This window comes from Thalassospira sp. UBA1131 (assembly GCF_002311515.1).
GTDB lineage: Bacteria > Pseudomonadota > Alphaproteobacteria > Rhodospirillales > Thalassospiraceae > Thalassospira.
This window is the reverse complement of the sequence record NZ_DCAO01000033.1, coordinates 36,015-53,152: the sequence shown is the minus strand read 5'-3', so window position 1 is coordinate 53,152 and position 17,138 is coordinate 36,015. Positions and strand designations below refer to the sequence as shown.

Genomic DNA, 17,138 nt, shown 5'->3' with positions numbered 1-17,138 from the left:
TTGAGATGATCAACCAGATACGGGGTCAGACGATGCAGGGACACAGGTTCCTGGGACAGCCGCCAGATCGTGACTGCTGCAAATACGCCGACAAACAGGACGATGGCTGATAAAGTCAGCGCCAGCCATCCGGCAAAGGTCTTAACGTGGCGCACTCATTTTACCTTGTGTTCCCGATGTCATATGTAGCGATATCAATAACTTCTCTTGTCTGGCAAGGTTGTCGATGGATCATTGGATCCTAAAATACCAGACAGTTATTGATCTATACCCCTTTTTGTCCGATCACAGAAAAGCTAGAAACATATAAGTCATCCTATTGATCAGGACGTCCTACTCCTTGCAGAGATTATGCAATCAGGCTCAATCCTTTGCATAGCGCGGTTTGTGACCATTTCGCAATACAAGGAACGCAAAAAGTGTCTCTTTCCTGGATTTCACAGGACCTGCCCAAAGCCTTTGACGCCGACCGTGTCACCAATGCGCTCGAACGCTGGAACACACTGGCGGATCGACCAGCGTTTGAAAGCCTGTCAGACAAAATTGGCGAGATTGCGTCCAATCCCCAAAAACGTGCGGTTCTTGAGGCGCTTTTTGGTAACAGCCCCTATCTGACCAATCTGTGCCTGCGCGATCCCGATACGGTCTGTGACGTGTTTGACAGTGGCCTTGATCAGGCTTTTGCCAACGCGCTTGAGCCCGTGAAAGTCAGTGCACATGCACGCGATCTTGATCAGACAACCACCATGGCGACTGTGCGTCACGCCAAACGCCGCGCGGCACTGGTGATCGCGATTGCCGATATCTGCAAGGCCTGGAAACTTGATCAGGTCACATCGGCAATCAGTAAAACGGCCGAATACACCCTTGATTTCAGCATGGCACATTGCCTGTCCGCCATGGCGCGGCTGCGTAAATATGACCTGCCCGACCCGGAAAATCCGCTTGAGGGATCCGGGATCTTTGCGATTGGCATGGGGAAACTCGGCGCCGGGGAGCTGAACTATTCATCCGATATCGACCTGATCTTCCTCTATGATCAGGATGTGGTGACCTATATCGACCCCGATCGCATTCATCAGGATCTGGTGCGGATGGTGCGCGACATCACCCGGATCATGGAAGAACGCACCGGCGACGGATATGTTTTCCGCACTGACTTGCGCCTGCGTCCCGACCCGGCATCAACGCCACCAATCCTTTCGATGATTGCGGCTGAAACATACTATGAAACTGTAGGTCAGAACTGGGAACGTGCGGCCATGATCAAGGCACGCATTGTCGGCGGCGACCGTGTTTCAGGCAATGAATTCCTTGAAATCCTGCGCCCCTTTGTCTGGCGCAAGCATCTTGATTTCATTGCCATTCAGGACATCCATTCGATCAAGCGCCAGATCAATGCCCACAAGGGCGGCAGCAAGATCAATATCCCCGGTCACAATATCAAGCTTGGCCGTGGCGGCATCCGCGAGATCGAATTTTTTGCCCAGACCCAACAACTGATTTGGGGCGGGCGCGAGATTGCGCTCCGCGGCAAGGCGACCTGCGACACGTTGCGCACCCTGACCAAGTTCGGTCAGGTCTCCGAGCAAGTCCGCGACGAAATGCTGGCCGCCTATGATTTCCTGCGCACGGTCGAACACCGGCTGCAAATGATCAATGATCAGCAAACCCAAACCCTGCCCGATACTGATCAGGGATTATTGGCACTGGCGACCTTCCTTGGCTATGAAACGCTTGATGCCTTCAAGGCGGACTTGCTGCTTCATCTGCGCAATGTCGAAAACAATTATGCTGAATTGTTTGAAGACGACACGACCCTTGCCGGTGCCAGTGGCAACCTCGTCTTCACGGGTACCGAAGACGATCCGGAAACCCTGGTCAATCTGCGCGAGATGGGCTTTGAAAATGCCGAGAACGTATCGGTCACGGTGCGGGGATGGCATCATGGCCGTTACCGGGCAACCCGATCACGCCGGGCGCGTGAAATCCTGACCGAACTGATGCCGACCCTTTTGGCAGCACTTGGGAAAACAACAAACCCGGACATGGCATTTCGTGCCTTTGACGACTTCCTCAAAGGTCTGCCGGCCGGTGTGCAGTTATTTTCGCTGTTCACCGCCCATCCGCAATTGCTTGAGCTACTGGCCCAAATCGCCGGGACCGCCCCGCGCATGGCGAAATATATCGGGCGTAATGCCGCGGTGCTTGATTACGTCTTGATGTCGGGCTTCCACGAAGAGCTGCCCGATGCGGATGCGATGCTGGCGGAACTTGATGCCCGTCTGTCGCGCGAAGACATGGTCGAAGACTGGCTTGATGCTGCGCGGCGATGGGCCAACGACCAGAAGTTCCAAATTGATGTGCAAACCATCCAGAACCGTCACACCCCGCATGAAGCAGGCCGTGCATTGGCCGATGTTGCCGATGTTGCCATTCGCGCACTGTTCCCGCGTATTGCCGACGATTTTGCCGCCAAACATGGCTCGTTTGCCGATGGCGGACTTGCGGTGTTTGCACTGGGCAAGCATGGCGGGCAGGAACTTTCACCCGGGTCCGACCTTGATATGGTGTTCATCTATGAGGTACCCGAAGATGCCGAAGAGTCCGATGGCGAAAAACCATTGTCGCCGGGCCACTATTTCATCCGACTGAGCCAGCGTTATATCAACGCCCTGTCGGCCCCGACCGCCGAAGGGGTTCTGTTTGAAACCGACCTTCGCCTGCGCCCCAGCGGATCCAAGGGCCCGCTTGCGACGCATTTCAAAAGTTTCGAGACCTATCAGAACAACGAAGCATGGACGTGGGAGCACATGGCGCTGACGCGATTGCGCGCGGTTTATGGCCCCAAGGCGCTGTGTGACAAGGTATTGGCCACGACCAATGACGTGCTGTGCAAGCAACGCGATCCGGACAAACTGGTGCGCGAAGTCTATGATATGCGCAACCGGATGGAGGCCGGCAAAGGTGACAACCATCCGTGGGCAATCAAGATGCGCCGTGGCGGGTTGGTCGATCTGGAATTCATTGCGCAATATCTACAACTGCGCCATGCCCATGACCACCCGGAGGTCCTGTCACCGACAACCCGCGAGGTTTTCAAAAATCTGGCGAAGGTGGGTATCCTTGATGGCGAAGAAGCAGAGTTTTTGGCCAATTCCGCATCATTCTGGCTGGCGTTGCAGGCGATGTTGCGCCTGACGACCGAGGGCCCGTTTGATCCTGAAAAAGCCAGCGAGGATTTGCAAAAAATGCTGGCAAATGCCGGTAAATGTGATGATTTCGCAAGCCTTCAGGACAAAATGGAAATGACGGCAACCCGCATCAAGGAGATCTATGATCGCGTGGTTGCAGCCCCCGCGGAAAAGATTGCACCAACAGATGCACCGCAATGATCCAACAAACCTTGCCATCCTTATAAGGCTTTGTATTTTCACGGTTGCAACATGCCGCTATGCGGTCCCAAAAGATTAAAGGATAGACCATGACAGTTGATGTTGGTGACAAGGCCCCGGATTTCGAACTGCCAACCGATGGCAATGGCAGCGTGAAACTGTCGGATCTGGCAGGCAAACCGGTGGTGATCTATTTCTATCCCAAGGACATGACGCCGGGTTGCACGACCGAGTCCTGCGAATTCCGCGATGCCGAACCTGATTTCAGCGCTGTGAATGCACAGATCATCGGCATTTCCAAGGACAGTGCGGACCGACACGACAAATTCAAGGCCAAGCATGATCTGAACTTCATTCTCGCATCCGACGAGAACGGCACCACTTGCGAGGATTACGGTGTCTGGAAAGAGAAAAGCATGTATGGCAAAAAATTCATGGGCATCGAGCGGTCGACCTTTGTCATTGATGGCAACGGCGTCATTCGCAATGCCTGGCGCAAGGTAAAGGTCAAAGGCCACGTTGCCGAGGTTCTTGAGGCCGTCAAAGCCCTTTGAATTCAGATTTTTCTCGTATCAAGGCCCGGCGATCAGTTGCCGGGCCTTTGTTTTTTTGGCGGTAAAATCGTTTTCTTTCAGACGGCTGGCCGTATTGCGTTTTGCTGATTTTGTTGCCATCCCTTGTTTGTCGAGCTAACAATTCGGATATGGGAGTGATGGGTGAGGTCTAATTCTCACCTGTTCGATGAAAACTCACCGGCATGCCGGCAAAGCGGGTAATCAAATGAATAACAATGTTGTTGATCTCGACGATCAAATGCTGGCGGATTTTCGCGACGAAGCACATGACATCATCAATTCGATTGACGTTCATCTGCAAAACGCACGCGGCAAAAAAGATCCCGCCCATCTGACCGCCATCCAGCGCGAAATATTCAATCTGCGATACAAGGGCAAGTCAGTATCAGCGCCGCTGATCAACCTGACCAGCCATCGTCTTGCCGATTACGTCACGACCTGCAAGGAACTGAACGAAGGCGCGATTGAAGACATCCAGGCCTTTGTCGACAAAATTCAGTCCCTGCTTGACGGTGACATGACGGCTGGCGGGACCGACACCGCCGAATTCGTGCGCGAACTGCCGTCCAAACGGACCCCTGATATTGATCCGGCTTGGCTGAAGCAGGCCAATGTCGAAGCCTTGCTGGTCATTCCGCAACGCTCCCTGGCAACCATTCTGGAACGCGAATTGGCCGCTTGTGGTTATCGCAGTTCCGTCACCCAGACATCGTTCGAGGCGATCGAACTTGCCGTGCGCACCCGTCCGGATTTCATCATTGTCGCCAAGACCATTGATGAACTGACCGGTGTCGATCTGGCCAATGCCCTGCAGGCGATGCCGAAAACGCGCGGCATTCCGACCGCAGTTCTGACCTCGGATGCGCCGAACCATCCGTCGCTTCAGGATCTGCCGTGCCGGACCGCGATCATCCGCAAGGGCAATGCCTTTGGCGAGGATCTGGCAGAGGCACTGGCGCGCTTTAACATCACCTGATTGCGCATGCGCCAAACGATTTCAAAGGGCGGTCTGAACCTTTATGGTGGGCCGCCCTTTTTGTTTGCCAATTGACCCGATGGCCGCCAAGTGGCAGACAAAGCGCACGTGAACCTTAATCCCATACTTCGGACGATCATGACCAAACTGACCCTTGCGGATGCTGCCAAGCGTGCCCTTCTGACCGAAAACGCCACCGAGAAGGCCGATGTCACTGCCGAAATGGCGGCGATGTGGCGCAATGGCGAGATCACTGAAGTGGGTTCAACCGACCTGCCCGATCGTCCCGGTCGCCCGGCAAAGCCGGAATTGCTGCCGCCCAACAAGATGCCCAAACGCAAGAAAGGCAGCGTTCAGGGCCGCATCGGGCTTTTGCATGCGCTGGCCCATATCGAACTGAACGCGATTGATCTGGCATGGGATCTGTGTGTGCGCTTTCCCGACGCAGACATGCCACGTGATTTTCATGATGCCTGGGTTCAGGTCGCCGATGACGAAGCGCGCCATTTCAAAATGATCAACAAGCGCCTTGGGGAACTGGGTGCTGCCTACGGAGATTTGCCCGCCCATGATGGGCTTTGGCAGACATCGATGGATACGGCCTATGACATTCTGCCACGTCTGGCGGTTGTGCCGATGGTGTTTGAGGCGCGCGGCCTTGATGCCACACCGCCAACCATTGAACGGCTTTTGGCGCATGGGGATACGGAAAGTGCCCGTATCCTTAAAATCATTGCCCATGATGAAATCGCCCATGTCGCCGCGGGCCGGAAATATTACGAATATGTCTGTGATCAGCGCGACCTGCCCTACTACACCACCTGGCATGATATGCTGCGCAAGCATTTCCGCGGGCCGCTCAAACCGCCGTTTAATGACGAAGCGCGCTATGAAGCAGGCATGCCGCCGGACTATTATCAGGACTATGTCCTTGAATTGCCTGACATTGACGGTGATGGCGCATAAGGCTTTTGTGTGCCTGATAAGAATTCATCAAAAAATTGATGCACCTCATGGTGATGCAATCTGAAATCAACGACACTCCCCTTCGCGATATTTGAAGAAAAGACGTTCTTTTCCGTATCATCAGCAAGGAGATGTCACCATGCCCTCCACCATGAAAGCCGCCGTCGTTCGGGCGTTTGGCAAGCCGCTGTCGATTGAAGAAGTCACCGTACCCAAGGTCACGCCGGGAAAAATCCTGGTCAAGATCGAAGCGTCCGGTGTCTGCCATACCGACCTTCACGCGGCCGAAGGCGACTGGCCGGTCAAACCCAACCCGCCCTTTATTCCGGGTCACGAGGGTGTCGGCATCGTTGCCGAAGTTGCCGAAGGCGTGACATCCGTCAAGGAAGGCGACCGTGTTGGCGTGCCATGGCTGCATTCCGCCTGCGGGCATTGCCATCACTGCGTTACGGGTTGGGAAACGCTTTGCGGGGAACAGCTTAATACCGGCTATTCGGTGAATGGCGGCTTTGCCGAATATGTCCTGGCCGATCCCAACTATGTTGGCCACCTGCCCGATCCGCTTGAATTTGGCAATGCAGCCCCGGTGCTCTGTGCCGGTGTGACGGTCTATAAGGGGCTCAAGGAAACTGAATGCAAGCCGGGCGAGACGGTGGTGATTTCCGGTGTCGGTGGACTGGGCCATATGGCGGTCCAATACGCCAAGGCGATGGGCATGAAAGTTATCGCTGTTGACATTGCCGACGAGAAACTTCAGCTCGCCAAAGACCTTGGTGCTGACTGGACACTGAACGCGGCCGAAACCGACGTTGTTTCCGAAGTGCAAAAACAGATGGGCGGTGCCAATGGCGTGCTTGTCACCGCCGTGTCCCGCGCAGCCTTCAAACAGGGTGTAGGCATGCTGGGCCGTGGCGGCACCATGGCGCTTTGCGGCTTGCCCCCGGGAACGTTCGAACTTGATATTTTCGATACGGTCCTGTCACGCAAGACCATCCGTGGATCGATCGTCGGCACCCGCGCCGACCTTCAGGAAGCACTTGATTTCGCAGGTGATGGCAAAGTGCATTCCCACTTCACGACCGAGCCGATGGAAAACATCAACTCGATCTTTGATCGCATGCGCGATGGCAAGATTGATGGCCGTATCGTCATGTCGATCTGATCGACTAAGGCACTATTTCGACTGCAAAAAGGCTGCCATCCGGCAGCCTTTTCTTTTGGGTTCAGGCCGCCTTGGCCTGCATGGCGGCTTCGTGATCGAGTAACCATTTCTTGCGATCAAGCCCACCGGCATAGCCGGTCAATGTGCCATTCGATCCGATCACCCGATGACACGGCACAATGATTGATACCGGGTTCAGCGCGTTGGCCCGCGCCACCGCCCGAACCGCCTTGGGGTTGCCTAGTTGGTCGGCAAGCCCGGCGTATGAAATGCTTTTCCCGCTTGGGATATCGACCAAGGCATCCCAAACCGATTTCTGAAACACCGTCCCGACCATATTGATCGCATCAATCGGCAGCACGCCGACGGATCCGGCGAAATAGCCATCCAGCCAGTCAGTGACCGGGTCCGGTGCCGCGCCGCCCTCCGTCCATTCAAGGTTCTTGAACCGCCGTGTCTGAATGGTTTTCAGGCGATCATCGTTGTCTTCGAAATCAACATGCACCAGCTTGCCATCAATTGAGGCGAGCGACAGTTTACCGATCGGGCTGGCATAACGCACGACGTTGATTTGGGTGGACATCGTCATTCTCCTTCCAATGCGGACCAAAGATATTGCGCGGCATATGCCCGCCATGGCCGCCAGTTTTCCGAAATGCTTTCCAGTGCCTTGGCCTTGTCCGGCCCACCGCCCATGCCTGATGCCTTCAGGATGCCAAGGTCCGCCGCCGGAAAGGCATCCGGATCCCCAAGCCCGCGCAGGCCAAAATAGTTCAAGGTCCAGGGCCCAATGCCCTTGATCGCGGTCATGGCGCCAATCAGCTCCTCCCCAGACAGCTGATCACAATCCGGTCTTGCAAACAGATCAATCACGTCGGCAAGGGTCTGGGCCCGGCGCGTGGTCAAACCAATTGGGATCAGTTCCTGCCCGATCAGACTTTCCGGTGCCGGAAAGACATGGGTGATCCCCGTCCCATTGATCAGATCATCGGGCAAGGCATCGCCAAAGCGGGCCACAAGCCGCCCGGCCAAGGTACGCGCCGCCGCGACCGAAACCTGTTGGCCCAAAACGGCCCGAAGGGCGAGTTCAAACCGGTCCCAGCATCCGGGCACACGCAGACCGGGTCGTTTTTCTACCAAGGGTGCCAGCAAGGCATCGTCGGAAAACTGTGCGGTGATGGACGGCACATCGGCATCAAGATCAAAAAGTCTGCGCACTCTTGCACCGATTTCAAGCACCGCCTCGCGGGCCGGGCCACGCAAAATGACATCCACGCCGGCTTGATCCGCGCTAAAATGACAGATCATCAAGCCGAGCTTGCCATCAATTTTGAAACCGCGCGCATAGGTGCGTTCACGAACGGTCTCCAGGCCCGGAATGGCACGTGCGCGGAAGAAGCTCAGAAGATAGTCCGCATCAAAGGGCTGGCGGGCACGCAGACGTAAAATCAAATCATCATTACGCGCAGCAAACGGATCATCCGACCCCGGTTTTTCTGGGCTCACGGTTTTGACACCGCGCCGAAAGGCGGTTGGGGCCTGCCCATAAGCCTGTTTCATCGCATCGTTAAAGCGACGCAAACTGCCGAAACCGGCGATATCAGCGATTTCAGTCATGGTCAGGTTGCTATCGACAATCAACTGACGGGCCCGCAACAGGCGGCGTGCTTTGGCGTGTTCTTGCGGCGTGACACCGGTATGTTCCTTGAAAATACGCCGCAAATGCCGGTCCCCGACACCAAGCCGGTCAGCCAGATCAGTGATCGAGCCATTTTCAAGCACACCCTGATCAATCAGGCGTACCGCACGGACGACCGTGGCATGCACACCGGCACTTGCCGGGCTGCCCGGCGCGGCTTCGGGGCGGCAGCGCAGACATGGCCGAAATCCATGGGCAATTGCGGCCTCAGCACTGGGATAGAATTCGACATTGTCGCGTTTGGGCGTCACCGCCGGGCAAATCGGGCGACAGAAAATCCCGGTGGTCCGAACCGCAGTATAAAACCGCCCGTCAAACCGACGGTCCCGGGTTTTGAGTGCCTGATAGCAAATATCGTTATTGAGCTGTTCCATGCCGCGCAGTTTAGCAGAACTGCACGATAAAACTCGCCAGATTCGGACTCAGACGTTTTAAAACCTTTTTGAGAATATAATTAATCACACTTCAACTTTTGCGTTTAATGATTGAATACTCAAGAAACAAGTATTGTCCCTAAATTGGGATATTTTCGCGTCGTCAAAAAAGCGAATAAAGAAACCCGCGGCACATTTTGTTGCTTTTAAACCACGGGTGCAAGCCGACCAGAACTCTGGAACAGGGCAACGGCAATGCGAGAGGAAATGTCATGAAACGTATTTCGGTGAAGCTACCGACGATCATTGCAGGCCTGATCCTGCTGACGGCACTGAGCGCTGGCGGAATTTTATCCTTTGAACTTTGGGTCACCCAGAAAACCGAAGTGCAGAACAAGCTTCTGGCGCTTACGGATGCGCGCAAAGAGTCGATCCAGTCCTACCTGACATCGATTGAAGAAGACCTGATCATCGAGGCAGATAGTGGCTTTACCCGAGATGCGCTAAACGCTTTTTCGCGAAGCTGGGAACAGCTGGATGGCAATCCGATGGCCACCCTGCAAAACCTTTATATAACCGAGAACAGCCACCCGCTTGGCGAAAAGCATCTTCTGACCGATGCCGGGGATGGGTCGGACTGGAGCCAGGCCCATCGGACCTATCACCCGCATTTTCGCGAGTTTCTTGAACTCAAAGGCTATTACGACATCTTCCTGATCCGTGCCGATGGGGAGCTTGTCTATTCTGTCTTCAAGGAAGCGGACTTTGCCACCAACCTTAAAACAGGCGAATGGGCGGAGACCGATCTGGGCCGGGTATTTCGTGACACACTGGCGCTGAATTCCCCCAAGGACATCGCCTTTACTGATTTCAGCCCCTATGCACCCAGTGCTGATGCACCGGCCAGTTTCATCGCCCATCAAGTCCGGTCTGAAGCAGGCGAATTGCTTGGTGTGATTGCCTTACAGATGCCAATTTCACGCATCAACAGCATTATGAATGCATCGGTTGGTATGGGCGAAAGTGGTGAAACCTATATCGTTGGTGAAGACGGGTTGATGCGAAGTGACTCTCGATTTTCAGAGGAAAGCACGATCCTTAAGACCCGTGTGAACGAGGATGCAACCCGCGATGCACTGGCAGGCAATAGCGGCATTCACGAAATTGTTGATTACCGGGGTGTTCCGGTAATTTCGGCGTATATGCCGATCCAGTTCAATGGCGTCGATTGGATTGTTCTGGGCGAGATTGACACTGCCGAGGCGTTTGCACCGGTTTATCGTGCCCTGATGATTGCGGCTGTGATTGTCGGCCTTTTGGCAGTGCTTGGCATCGCGGCGAGTATCCTCTTTGCCCGTTCGGTGACCCAACCGATCAAAAAAATTGTCGGCAACCTTGGCACCCTTGCCGATGGCAAGCTTGATACCGAAGTCTTTGGCACCGATCGTCCTGATGAAATTGGCGACATCGCCAAGGCAACCGAAGTCTTTAAAAAGAACATGATCCGGGCCAAGGAACTTGAGGCCGAAGCCGAGCAAGCCAAGGTGCAGGCCGCCAAAGAAAAGCGCGAACAAATGAACAAGTTGGCCGATGCGTTTCAGGACAATGTCGGCACGATTGTCAAAGTTGTGGCGTCTGCGGCAACCGAACTTGAGGCAACTGCCCAAGGCCTTACCGCGATCATGGAACAGACCAATGCACAGGCAACGTCTGTGTCAAATGCGTCTGGTCTTGCCAGTACAAATGTCGAAACGGTGGCATCTGCCTGCGAAGAGATGACCGCATCCATTCGCGAAATCAGCGCGCAGGTCCAGAACGCAACGAACATAACCACCCGGGCCACAGAAACCGCAAGTTCGACCCGCGAAACGGCAAACGGGCTTGCAGGTGCTGTACGCGAAATTTCCAGCGTGGTGGAACTGATCCAGGACATTGCCGAACAAACCAATCTTCTGGCCCTAAACGCCACCATTGAGGCAGCACGTGCAGGGGATGCCGGCAAGGGGTTTGTCGTTGTCGCACAGGAAGTGAAAAACCTGGCCAACCAGACGGCGCGTGCGACCGAAAACATCACCGCCCAGATCGAAAAGGTACAGGGCATTACCAACACAATGGTCACCGCGGTTGATGAAATCAGCGATGTCATTGAAAACAACAAGCAAAGCTCGACCGTGATTTCGGCAGCAGTTGAGCAGCAGGACGCCGCCACGAACGAGATTAGCCATAACATCGCACTGGCCGCCAACGGCACACAGGAAGTGAGCAATGCGATTGGCGATGTCACCAAGGCGGCAAATGAAGGAAGCCATTCCGCGACCCAGGTCCTGGCCAGCGCGCAAGAGCTTTCAAAATCGGCCGCCCGCCTTGGCAAAGAAGTCGACAGCTTCATCGCAACGGTTCGTGCCGCCTGATCAAACTGCCCGTAAATACCAAAACTCGCCCCGCTTGACAGTGGGGCGCNNGTTATCAGATTTGCTGTCCTGATATTGGGCCGACAACCGGTCATATTCATCCGAAATTGCCTTGGCGCGTGTCACATAGGCGGCCTTCTGATCGCTGGCCAAATCGGCAACCATGCCCATCATGGAATGGCTATCCCAGAAGGCATTGGATTTGTTGTATTCGCCGTCCTCAAGTGTGAAGACCTCCTTCATGATTTTCAGATCATGGGGAATGGCAAAGGCATCACGCGAATCTTCATACGAGAAGAAATAATAGAAATTATCAAACCCGGCCCAGGTGATGGCCGACAGGCACATGGAGCACGGCTCATGCGTCGAAAGAAAAATCAGCTCCGACGTCGCCGGGCGCTGATCAGAGGGCATTTCATAGAACCGCTTCAGGCAATGGACTTCGCCATGCCAGAGCGGATTTTCGGTTTCATTGTTGGTTTCGGCAATGACCAATGAAAGGTCATCCTTGCGCAGGATCGCCGCACCAAACAGCTTGTTGCCGCCCGATACGCCGGCACGGGTTTTGGGCAGAATGTCGTCCTCCAGCACGGAAAACAGGCGGTCGAGGATATTCTGATCAGCGTTGGTATCGGTCATGTTGGCGGTCCCGGATGGCGGTGATTCTAAATGTTGCCATTTCATCGCGTCCGGGCCGCCAAGCCAACCTGTTTTTCGTATCAACAGGCGCTAAACAGCCTATCGATACGCTTTACAATCAAAGACCACGCAATATGCCATCATTATCAGGCATCTGGCGTCTTTCCGGCGGAACCGGAATATAGAAATCACGATCAAGCAAGGTGGTGATCGCAATCAGCGTCGGGGATTTCTGGTCCCGTACCTTGGTGATCAGCGCATGATCAACCGGGGCCATTTCGCGGATTTTGATGACTTCGAAAATCGGGCCGTTGGGTGTAGCGAGTTTGAACTGGTCGCCGACCGCGACCGGACCATGGGACTGATGGGCCATTTGGATCTTCCCGTGAGAGTATGGATGTTTGCTCCGCACGACCTGCCCGTGTCCCGTATTACCCGGGTGTTTTGTTGTATGCGACAGATCGCGCTTGAGCACACTGTTGCAGAGCTATCCGGCAATTCTGTGACAGAAATGGGATATTTGCGCTCGATTTGCGATTTTCTGCCGGTTTGGCCATCGAAAAACAAAAAACACCCCGCCAAATCCTGACGGGGTGTTTTTAAATGCAGGTGGTTCAGGATAGCCGATCAGTCGATATCTTCGATTTCCCCGGCCGATCCGGTGACCTTGGCAGCAAGGGCAGCGGCCATAAAGGCATCAAGATCACCGTTCAGAACGCCCTGGGTATCAGACGTTTCTGTGCCCGTGCGCAGGTCCTTGATCATCTGATAAGGCTGCAGGACGTACGATCTGATTTGATGGCCCCAACCGATATCGGTTTTGCTGTCTTCGACAGCCTGTGCCTCGGCTTCGCGTTTTTGCAGCTCCGCCTCATACAGACGGGCTTTAAGCATCTTCATCGCGGTATCGCGGTTTTTGTGCTGCGAACGGTCGTTCTGACACTGGGCAACAATACCGGTCGGGATATGGGTGATACGCACAGCAGAATCGGTTCTGTTAACGTGCTGACCACCGGCACCCGATGCACGATAAGTATCGACACGAAGATCCTTATCAAGGATTTCAATTTCGATATCGTCATCGATCACCGGATAAACCCACACCGACGAGAAGCTGGTATGGCGGCGTGCGGAACTGTCATAGGGCGAAATACGCACCAGACGATGCACACCTACCTCGTTCTTGAGCCAGCCATAGGCATTATGACCCGTGATCTTGTAGGTCACCGATTTGATACCGGCTTCCTCGCCATCACTTTCTTCAAGCATCTCAAGCTTGTAGCCCTTGGACTCCGCCCAACGATAATACATGCGCGCCAGCATCGACGCCCAATCCTGGGCCTCGGTCCCGCCAGCACCGGCATGAATTTCGAGATAGGCATCGTTGCCATCGGCCTCGCCAGAAAGCAGGCTTTCAAGTTCACGCTTTGCCGCGATGTCGCGGATCGAGCGCAGAACCTCTTCGGCCTCTTCGACGGTTTCGTTGTCGCCTTCGGCTTCGCCGAGTTCGATCAGACCAACACTGTCTTCAAGCTCCTGGGCGAGCTTTTTATAACCATTGATGGCGTCATCAAGCTGGGTACGTTCACGCATGACTTTTTGCGCGTTTGCCGCATCGTCCCAAAGGGTCGGGTCTTCGGCAAGTGCGTTCAGTTCGTCGAGGCGTCTAAGAGCGTTATCCCAGTCAAAGATGCCTCCTCAGCAGTGCCATCGACTGCTTGATTTCATCGACCAATGCCTGTGCTTCGGCGCGCATTGATGTCTCCGTTATTCGTCTGAAAATCTGTTTTGCCACATCAAAGATGTAGCAATGTCGGCGTGGCTTATAACAGTTTTTGTCCCGCTTGAAACCCCTGCAACCATGCAAAAACCCGACACAGAATTTGTGCCGGGTTTCGCAACAAAGCTCAGATGGTCTGATAAGGGATCAGCCAAAAACAGGATCCAGCGTTACGGTATAAAGTTCTTCGTCGGCAACATCGCGAAGCGACACGCGGAACTGCTCCGTTTCGGCATCGATATCGACCAGACCAAAGAACTGCAAACCATAGGATGGTGGCAGGTTAACGCCCTGCTCCTTGGTTGGGTGCTTGGTGAATTTCACCTGCGGGCCGAACGTGTTGTCCATGTCACTGGGACCAAAGGTCCCGGCATGAAGCGGACCGGATACAAATTCCCAGAACGGTTCGAAGTCCTGGAACTGCGCCTTGTTCGGGTCATAGTAATGGGCAGCGGTGTAATGCACGTCCGCCGTCAACCAGACGGTATTGTTGATTTTGGCATTCTTGATAAAGCGCAGCAGTTCAACAATTTCAAGCTCACGTCCGGCAGGCGCACCATCGCCATTGGCAAGGTTTTCAAACGTGCTTTTGTTTTTCCAGTCATCATAGACAATCATGCCAATCGGCATGTCAGCCGCGATGACTTTCCAGGTCGCCTTGGAGTTCAAAAGACCACGTTTGAGCCATTCCATCTGCGCACGCCCAAGGAAGTCGGTATTGTCTGTCGGTGTTGCACTGTTATTGGCATCGTTGGTGCCGCGATAGGTTCGCATATCGAGGAAGAAAATTTCCAAGGACGGACCATACGACACCTTGCGATACACTCGCCCCGGTTCGGATGCGTGTTCGGTGACGGGTAACATTTCGCGGAATGCACGGTTTGCCCGTGCTGCCAGAAGGGATGCTGATTTTTCGGTATAGCGATCATCGCCAAGCAGCATCTCGCCGGGATACCAGTTGTTGGTGACTTCGTGGTCATCCCATTGATAGTAAACCGGGATCAGGCGGTTGAATTCGCGCAGATGCTGATCAAGCATGTTGTATTTGTAGTTGCCGCGAAACTCGTCAATGGTTTCGGCAACCTTGGCGGTGTCTTCGGTGGTGATGTTTTTCCAAATCTGTCCATCCGGGGTTTTCTGGGTTTCGGCAAACGGACCATCGGCATAGATGGTATCACCGGAATGGATGAAGAAATCCGGGTTGTGTTTGGCAATGGTGGCATAGGTTTTCATGCCGCCACGGTCTTCATCAATGCCCCAGCCCTGCCCGGCGGTGTCGCCTGACCAACCGAACCGAATATTGCGTTTCGCCGCCGGTGCGGTCCGGAAATGGCCAATGATCGGCTCGGACGATGCGCGTGCGTCATCAAGGTTTTCAAAATGGATCTTGTAAAAGACATCCTGGCCGGCAGGTAGGTCCGCCAGCGCAAGCTTGCCGGCAAAATCACGTTCCGGCAGCACATCGACATGCGGGATGCGGACCGAATTTTTGAAGCCTTCGGTGGTTGCGATTTCAGTGATCATGCGTGATGCACGATCCGCACGCCCCCAGATGCAGGCGGTATTGGCGGTCACATCACCGCTTTGCACCCCATGGGTAATCATCGGCCGATCAGCAGCACGGGAAATAGATGGCATAAAGAAACCACCCATGGCGGATGCAGCACCTGCTGTTGCACTGGTGGCAAGAAATTTGCGGCGGGAAAGTCGAAACGACATAACGAAACCCTCTTCAAGGTATGAAAATCACCTTGAGGAGAATGACAAAATCAAATGACAGTGCGATGTCAGCCGGTTGATCGTTTTGTCATTGTTTGATGACAGCGCAACGTCGCGAAAGGCCTGATTTGAAAACAAATTCTTTCAGATGAACGCATCCCTGAACGAACAAAGCCGGATGCTGATCACATCCGGCTTTGTTGATATTTAAGCGGCGGATTTCGCCGCCATATGATCGTTGTCACGCGGCCTAGTAAATGCCGCCCGGACCGGACACAGCGCCTGCGCTGTTATCCGAATTGCCCGATCCGCTATAACCGCCATCAATCACATTGTCGTTTGACGCCGGGATGGTGCCGGGTTTGAAGGCCTCCCAGATCACGTCCTGAGCACCCGGGCCAGCCGGAAGGCCGGTACGCGATTCAACACGGACCATGCGAATGCCCGGCGGTGTACGGAACGGAATGGCTTTGGTGCCTTCCAGCGCACCGCGCATGAATTCCTTCCAGATCGGGGCAGCGGCACTTGCGCCCTGCTCCTTGTCGCCAAGGGATCGGTTGTCGTCAAAGCCGACATAAACGCCAACGGCAAGGTCGGGCGAGAAGCCGACAAACCATGCATCACGCGAATCATTGGTCGTGCCGGTTTTACCGGCCAGCGGATAACCAAGTTCGGCAATTGTCCGGCCGGTACCACGCGAAATGACGCCTTCCATGATGTGGACCATCTGGAACGCACTGGCCGGATCGGTCAGTTGTTCACGGGTATCAGGCAGATCAGGCGGCATCTGATTGCGGAATTCCACATCCTGACACAGGGTGCATTCGCGTTCGTCACGACGATAGATCACATTGCCGCGACGATCCTGAATACGGTCAATCAGGGTCGGGGTGATTTTCTTGCCACCATTGACCAGTTCGGCATAGGCCGCAGTCAGACGCATCACCGTCGTTTCAGCAGCGCCAAGCGACATCGAAAGGACATCTGGCATTTCATCAACAATACCGAACCGTTCGGCATAATCGACAACCGTCGGCATGCCGATGGTCTGTGCCAGACGCACCGTCATCAGGTTTCGCGATTTTTCGATACCGAGGCGCATGGTCGAAGGACCATAGAACTGGCCGCTATAGTTGCCCGGTTTCCATTTACCGAGCCCCGGCCCCTGATCAATCACAAACGGCGCATCAAGCACCAGTGTGGACGGGGTAAAGCCCTGGTCCAGGGCCGCCAGATAAATAAACGGCTTGAAGGCCGAACCCGGCTGACGGCGGGCCTGTGTCGCACGGTTGAACTTCGACAGATCGTGCGAAAAACCGCCCGACATCGCCAGTACGCGACCGGTGTGCGGATCCATCGCCACCAGACCACCGTTGACGTTCGGGATCTGGCGCAGGCCATAGGTGTTGGGCGGAAGTGTCTCGCCATCAAGTTCAGCGAAA

Annotated in this window: 13 protein-coding genes; 6 read left to right on the top strand and 7 right to left on the bottom strand. The window is 54.7% G+C overall.

All coding sequences use genetic code 11. The features are described from left to right. Positions 1–419: 419 nt before the first annotated feature. The 5 genes from B3Z49_RS04980 (at position 420) to adhP (ending at position 7,074) form a co-directional block, all read left to right on the top strand. On the top strand, positions 420–3,395 hold the full coding sequence (locus B3Z49_RS04980; protein ID WP_296988585.1) for a bifunctional [glutamine synthetase] adenylyltransferase/[glutamine synthetase]-adenylyl-L-tyrosine phosphorylase: 2,976 nt from the start codon (positions 420–422) through the stop codon (positions 3,393–3,395). An 89-nt stretch (positions 3,396–3,484) separates the two neighbouring features. Beyond that, positions 3,485–3,949, top strand: a complete 465-nt coding sequence (gene bcp, locus B3Z49_RS04975) for a thioredoxin-dependent thiol peroxidase (RefSeq protein WP_063088296.1) — start codon at positions 3,485–3,487, stop codon at positions 3,947–3,949. 226 nt (positions 3,950–4,175) lie between these two features. Continuing rightward, a complete protein-coding gene (locus B3Z49_RS04970; RefSeq protein WP_008890637.1) occupies positions 4,176–4,946 on the top strand; it encodes a response regulator in 771 nt (256 codons plus the stop codon). 138 nt (positions 4,947–5,084) lie between these two features. Beyond that, positions 5,085–5,912 carry a ferritin-like domain-containing protein gene (locus B3Z49_RS04965; protein WP_296988583.1) on the top strand — a complete coding sequence of 276 codons (828 nt, stop codon included), beginning with the start codon at positions 5,085–5,087 and terminating at the stop codon, positions 5,910–5,912. Positions 5,913–6,051: 139 nt separating this feature from the next. Next, positions 6,052–7,074: an alcohol dehydrogenase AdhP gene (gene adhP, locus B3Z49_RS04960; protein ID WP_296988581.1), complete on the top strand. Its 1,023-nt coding sequence runs from the start codon at positions 6,052–6,054 to the stop codon at positions 7,072–7,074. Positions 7,075–7,135: 61 nt separating this feature from the next. Here the strand turns inward: adhP and B3Z49_RS04955 are convergent, their stop codons facing one another. Then, positions 7,136–7,657: a methylated-DNA--[protein]-cysteine S-methyltransferase gene (locus B3Z49_RS04955; RefSeq protein ID WP_296988580.1), complete on the bottom strand. Its 522-nt coding sequence runs from the start codon at positions 7,655–7,657 to the stop codon at positions 7,136–7,138. A gap of 2 nt (positions 7,658–7,659) precedes the next feature. Next, positions 7,660–9,147 (bottom strand): DNA-3-methyladenine glycosylase 2 family protein, encoded by a 1,488-nt coding sequence (locus tag B3Z49_RS04950; protein WP_296988579.1) that lies wholly within the window; start codon positions 9,145–9,147, stop codon positions 7,660–7,662. Between the two features lie 272 nt (positions 9,148–9,419). On the opposite strand from B3Z49_RS04950, the gene B3Z49_RS04945 reads away from it, so the two are divergent. Next, on the top strand, positions 9,420–11,558 hold the full coding sequence (locus tag B3Z49_RS04945) for a methyl-accepting chemotaxis protein (protein WP_296988578.1): 2,139 nt from the start codon (positions 9,420–9,422) through the stop codon (positions 11,556–11,558). Here the strand turns inward: B3Z49_RS04945 and B3Z49_RS04940 are convergent, their stop codons facing one another. The 5 genes from B3Z49_RS04940 to B3Z49_RS04920 all read right to left on the bottom strand — a co-directional run. Continuing rightward, positions 11,559–12,197, bottom strand: coding sequence for a nucleoside deaminase (locus B3Z49_RS04940; protein ID WP_296988576.1), 639 nt, complete (start codon positions 12,195–12,197; stop codon positions 11,559–11,561). Between the two features lie 118 nt (positions 12,198–12,315). Next, positions 12,316–12,570: a hypothetical protein gene (locus B3Z49_RS04935; protein WP_008890625.1), complete on the bottom strand. Its 255-nt coding sequence runs from the start codon at positions 12,568–12,570 to the stop codon at positions 12,316–12,318. A 254-nt stretch (positions 12,571–12,824) separates the two neighbouring features. Continuing rightward, positions 12,825–13,953, bottom strand: a protein-coding gene (prfB, locus tag B3Z49_RS04930) for a peptide chain release factor 2 (RefSeq protein WP_120226253.1) whose coding sequence is annotated in 2 segments (ribosomal slippage) — positions 12,825–13,883 and positions 13,885–13,953 — 1,128 coding nt in all. Because the reading frame shifts where the segments join, the coding sequence is not laid out codon by codon here. Positions 13,954–14,124: 171 nt separating this feature from the next. Further along, entirely contained in the window at positions 14,125–15,696 is a 1,572-nt protein-coding gene (locus B3Z49_RS04925) for an alkaline phosphatase D family protein (protein WP_008890623.1), read from the bottom strand. A 250-nt stretch (positions 15,697–15,946) separates the two neighbouring features. Further along, positions 15,947–17,138 (bottom strand): penicillin-binding protein 1A (locus B3Z49_RS04920; protein ID WP_296988574.1); only part of this gene is annotated, 1,192 nt, incomplete at its 5' end.